The 3024-nt window shown below is 62.0% G+C and carries 5 protein-coding genes; 3 read left to right on the plus strand and 2 right to left on the minus strand.

Going from position 1 to position 3024, the window contains the following annotated elements; genetic code table 11:
- From HX846_RS26570 to HX846_RS26580, 3 genes are all read left to right on the plus strand, one after another.
- A partial coding sequence (locus HX846_RS26570; RefSeq protein ID WP_178966417.1) for an FAD-dependent oxidoreductase occupies positions 1-179 on the plus strand: 179 nt, incomplete at its 5' end.
- Between the two features lie 10 nt (positions 180-189).
- Complete coding sequence (locus HX846_RS26575) at positions 190-543, plus strand: RidA family protein (protein ID WP_087693233.1); 354 nt, start codon at positions 190-192, stop codon at positions 541-543.
- 27 nt (positions 544-570) lie between these two features.
- Complete coding sequence (locus tag HX846_RS26580; RefSeq protein WP_178966418.1) at positions 571-1473, plus strand: transporter substrate-binding domain-containing protein; 903 nt, start codon at positions 571-573, stop codon at positions 1471-1473.
- Between the two features lie 135 nt (positions 1474-1608).
- On the opposite strand, the gene HX846_RS26585 is transcribed toward HX846_RS26580, so the two are convergent.
- Together HX846_RS26585 and HX846_RS26590 are read right to left on the minus strand one after the other, a co-directional pair.
- Positions 1609-2328, minus strand: a complete 720-nt coding sequence (locus HX846_RS26585) for a 16S rRNA (uracil(1498)-N(3))-methyltransferase (RefSeq protein WP_178966419.1) — start codon at positions 2326-2328, stop codon at positions 1609-1611.
- Positions 2329-2414: 86 nt separating this feature from the next.
- The coding region (locus tag HX846_RS26590) for an aminotransferase class III-fold pyridoxal phosphate-dependent enzyme (protein ID WP_178966420.1) at positions 2415-3024 on the minus strand (610 nt) is incomplete at its 5' end.

Below are 3024 nucleotides of genomic sequence, written 5' to 3' on the forward strand. Positions count from 1 at the left end.
CCACGCCGACCGGCGTGCCGTTGATTGGTGCCAGCGCCTACAGCAACCTGTGGCTTAACCTCGGCCACGGCGCCCTCGGGTTTACCCTGGCTTGCGGCAGCGGCCAGGTACTGGCCGAGTTGATTGGCCGGCACACCACTTCCATTGATATGCAGGGCTTCGCGCCCCGTGCCGCTTGAGGATATTTCGATGACCATCACCCGAATCAACAGCAACAGCCGCTTGTCTGGCGCCGTGGTGTTTCAGGACCTGGTGTTTTTGTCCGGCCAGGTGCCGGGCGAAGGCCGTGATGTGAAGACCCAGACCGAACAGGTGTTGGCCAGGATAGATGCGCTGCTGGCCGAGGCCGGCAGCGACAAGGATCATCTGCTGAATGCGACCATCTACCTGAACAATATCCAGGAGGGTTTTGCGCCGATGAATGAAGTCTGGTCCGCCTGGCTATCGCCGGGGCAGGCACCGACGCGCACCACGTTGCAGGCGCAGTTGGCGCGACCGGACGTGCTGGTCGAGATCAGTGTCATTGCAGTGCGCCGTACCTGAACCTTTAACCACCAACGGAGAATAACAATGCAAAAAATCACGTTGATCGGCTGCACCCTGGGGCTGTTGTTGGGGGCTCAGGCCCATGCCACCGAGGCCCCCTTGGACGGTACGCTGAGCAAGATCGCCAACGCCAGGAGCATCACCCTCGGCTATCGCGATGCCTCGGTGCCGTTTTCCTATGTGGGGGATCACAGCGGCAAGCCCATGGGCTATTCGGTGGACCTGGCGAACAAGATCGTCGAGCGTATCCAGCAGAAAACCGGTGTGCCGAAGCTCAACGTGAAGTACAACCTGGTGACTTCCCAGACCCGCATAGCCCTGGTGCAAAACGGCACCGTGGACCTGGAATGCGGTTCCACCGGCGTGACCGCCGAGCGGCAGAAGCAGGTGGCGTTTTCCTACGGGTTTATCTACGTGAAGGGCCAGTTGCTGACCGCCAACGACAGCGGCATCAAAAGCTTCGCCGACCTGCAAGGCAAGAACGTGGTAACCACCGCCGGTACCACCAACGAGCGGTTCCTCAAGAGCTACAACGTTGATCACAAACTGAACATGTCGGTGATCAGCGCCAAGGACCACGGCGAAGCCTTCCAGATGCTGCAATCCGGCCGGGCGGCGGCGTTCTACATGGATGACGCGTTGCTCTACGGCGAGCGCGCTAAGGCGAGGGACCCGCACAAGTGGGTGGTGGTCGGGGAAGAACAGTCGCGGGAAATCTACAGCTGCATGGTGCGCAAGGACGACCCGCAGTTTCTCGCGGTGGTCAACGAGACCCTGGCCGGGCTGTACAGCTCGGGGGAGATCAACGGCATTTACCAGCGCTGGTTTGAGCAGCCGATTCCGCCTAAGGGCCTGAACCTGGAATTCCCGATGACCAGTGAGTTGAAGGCGATTATTGCGACGCCTGTGAGTGACCCGGTGGAGTAACGGAGTGCAAACCCGATCCAAATGTGGGAGCGGGCTTGCCTGCGATAGCGGTGGGTCAGTTGCACATCTGTTGCTGATACACCGCTATCGCAGGCAAGCCAGCTCCCACATTAGATTGGGTTTGCAAGGCAGGGTTTAGAAGTCGCCCCAGAGTTGTTGGGCTACGGCCAGCGCCACGACTGGCGCAGTTTCGGTACGCAGCACCCGTGGGCCCAGCCGTGCGGCATGAAACCCCGCACCTTGTGCCGTCTCGACTTCGCCATCAGTCAATCCACCCTCCGGCCCGATCAGGAAGGCCAGGCTCCCAGGCTTGGCGTGGCTCACCAGGGGCTCGGCCACCGGGTGCAGCACCAGCTTCAAATCCGCTTCGGCCTGTTTCAACCAATCCGCCAGCAACAGCGGTGGGTGAATCACCGGCACTCGCGAGCGACCGCACTGCTCGCACGCGCTGATCGCCACCTGGCGCCAGTGCTGCAGGCGTTTGTCGGCGCGTTCGTCCTTGAGGCGCACTTCGCAGCGGTCGCTGAAGATCGGGGTGATTTCATTCACCCCAAGCTCGGTGGCTTTCTGGATCGCCCAGTCCATCCGCTCGCCACGGGACAGGCCCTGGCCGAGGTGAATCTGCAACGGCGACTCGACCTGCCCGGCGAAGGTTTCGGTGACTTGCACCACCACGCGTTTTTTGCCGACTTCCAGCAAGCTGGCGCGAAACTCCTGGCCGGAACCGTCGAACAACTGCACGGGGTCGCCTTCGCTCATGCGCAATACGCGGCTGATGTAGTGCGCCTGGGCTTCCGGCAACTCTTGGTCGCCAAGGCTCAGGGGGGCGTCGACAAAAAAGCGGGACAGTCTCATTTCTGTTCTCTGGAAATAGTGTGCAGGGCGGACGCGGAGCGTCCATGGCTGCATTCCCACGCGGAGCGTGGGAACGATCAACTCAATCAGCCTGGATCACGAAACCCGGGGTGGAAATCCTTGGGCACCGCCACGCTGACCTTGCTGTTGGTGGCAATGTCGATCCCTTCGCTGGCCACTTCAGCCAGGAAGTCGATCTGCTCCGGGGTGATCACATACGGCGGCAGGAAGTACACCACGCTGCCCAACGGCCGCAGCAGAGCGCCTCGCTCCAGCGCATGCTCGAACACCTTCAGGCCACGGCGTTCCTGCCACGGGTAGGCGGTCTTGGTGGCCTTGTCCTGCACCATCTCGATGGCCAGCACCATGCCGGTCTGGCGCACTTCCGAGACGTGCGGATGGTCCACCAGGTGCGCGGTGGCGGTGGCCATGCGCTGGGCCAGGGCCTTGTTGTTTTCGATGACGTTGTCTTCTTCGAAGATATCCAGGGTCGCCAGGGCCGCCGCACAGGCCAGCGGGTTACCGGTGTAGCTGTGGGAGTGCAGGAAGGCCCGCAGGGTCGGGTAGTCGTCGTAGAAGGCGTCGTACACATCGTCGGTGGTGACCACCGCGGCGAGCGGCAGGTAGCCGCCGGTCAGGGCCTTGGACAGGCACAGGAAGTCCGGGCGGATGCCGGCCTGTTCACAGGCGAACATC

Origin of the sequence: Pseudomonas sp. K5002 (assembly GCF_013386655.1) — a bacterium.
In the GTDB taxonomy this organism is placed as follows: domain Bacteria; phylum Pseudomonadota; class Gammaproteobacteria; order Pseudomonadales; family Pseudomonadaceae; genus Aquipseudomonas.